Origin of the sequence: Collinsella aerofaciens, assembly GCF_005844325.1 — a bacterium.
In the GTDB taxonomy this organism is placed as follows: domain Bacteria; phylum Actinomycetota; class Coriobacteriia; order Coriobacteriales; family Coriobacteriaceae; genus Collinsella; species Collinsella aerofaciens_G.
In genome coordinates this window covers 1-1583 of record NZ_SPFY01000056.1, presented here as the reverse complement: position 1 = coordinate 1583, position 1583 = coordinate 1, and the positions used below count along the sequence as shown (strand labels likewise).

The 1583-nt window shown below is 69.9% G+C and carries 1 protein-coding gene; it reads right to left on the bottom strand.

All coding sequences use genetic code 11. The features are described from left to right. Positions 1 to 338: 338 nt before the first annotated feature. Positions 339 to 1448, bottom strand: coding sequence for an IS110 family RNA-guided transposase (locus tag FGQ61_RS09530; RefSeq protein ID WP_138375369.1), 1110 nt, complete (start codon positions 1446 to 1448; stop codon positions 339 to 341). Positions 1449 to 1583: the final 135 nt, after the last annotated feature.

Here is a 1583-nt window from a genome sequence, read left to right as displayed (position 1 = left end):
TAATATGAGAAAGCCATTGTCAATAGGCATGTTCGTTTGAGCCCGGTTTAAATCCGGGCTTTTTCGTTTCCCGTCGGGAGGGCCCGCGCACGCTGCACGTTTAGTCGACGCTTGCCTGGCAAGCTAATATCCGCGGGCTCTTTCGGGTGCGCTGCCGGCGGTCAGCCCGGTATGTCCGCGCACCCCACCGCATTTCGATTCTCCGTCCGGCGCGATCGTGCGAATCCAGTCTTTTGTCGGGCGCGGCCCGGGGGCTGCCCATAAAAGAGGCCGTGAACTCGCGCCGGCGATGCGTCGAGGCGCGGGCCCTCTCGGCGGGAGTCGGTTGTCGCCGGCCGCTAGAGGATGGTCCCTTCGGACCTGCACCCGATCTCCCAGACCCAGCAGGCGAGCTCGCGCGCCACGGCGGCGTTGGCCTTGCAGGCCGGCTTGCCGGCGCGCGCGAGCGCCTCGCGGCGGCGGTGGAGCCTGGCGGTGCAGTCGTCCGCCCTCGAGCGTACCGCCGTGGGCACGTCGGTGCCGGGGGCGGGGGCCTTGGGCCTCGGGGAGCACATGGAATAGTGCCATGCGGACTCTATGAGCGCCGTGCGCGCGAGCGCGTTGCCGGCCTTGGTTATCCCGCCGCGCCGCTCGGACTCGCCGCTCGAGTGCTCCGACGGCGTGAGCCCGCACCAGCTCGCGAAGGCCGGTGCCGAGCGGAACCTGCTGAAGGACCCGGCCTCCGCCGCGAGCCTGAAGGCCGTCAGGGTGTCGATCCCCTTGATGCAGGAGAGCGCCTCCACGGCCGGGCGCCACCGGTCGGCGCCGGCCAGCGCGACGACCCTCCTCTCGAGCTGCCGCCTGTCCGATTCCGCGCAGCGGGCGGCCGTGACGTAGTACTCGAGCGCGTCGCGCTGCGGGCCCTCGAGCCTGATCTCGGATATCCACCTCCAGTGGGCGCGCGTCCAGGCCTTCTTCCTCGTCCCGTCGGCGTTGCGCTCGTCCCAGACGTATCCCAGCCTAATCAGGAACATGTTGAGGCGCTGCCTGGCGCGGCGGTACTCAACGGTGGCGTCGTCGAGGGCGCGGTCGAGGTCGCGGGCGGCCTCGACGGCCGCGTCCGGCAGCGGGACCTCGACGATGTTGTGGGTGGCGAGCATGCGGGCGATGAACTCGGCGTCGCGCCGGTCGTTCTTGCGGTGCGCGTCCGCCGCCGGCCTCTGCATTTTCGAGACGGCGGCCACGGCGCAGTCGAGGCCGAGGGCGCGCAGCTCGCGCGCCATGTGGAACCCGGTGGGACCGCTCTCGTAGCAGGCCCTGGGCTCCTCGAACCCGAGGGCCCACTCCGCGATCTCGGCGGCGTCGGTGCCGAAGTCGCGGTGCACCACCTCGCCGGTGAAGGGGTTGAACGCCGCGGCGGCGACCGATCGCGCGTGGACGTCCAGGCCGATGGAGGTAACATGGGGCATGGGAAGCCTCCTCCCCGCAGGTGCGGTAAGGGCTACCGCACGGGCCGATACTCAAAGCCCATTGTGGCACCCCGAGCCCGCGGAAAGAAACTGCAACGCGGGGGAGGCGACCCCAATGGCTTTCTCATATCGTCT

Bases quoted from the DNA above. Each gene is read 5' to 3' on its own strand.
- FGQ61_RS09530 (WP_138375369.1), bottom strand. From the start codon at position 1,448: ATGCCCCATGTTACCTCCATCGGCCTGGACGTCCACGCGCGATCGGTC.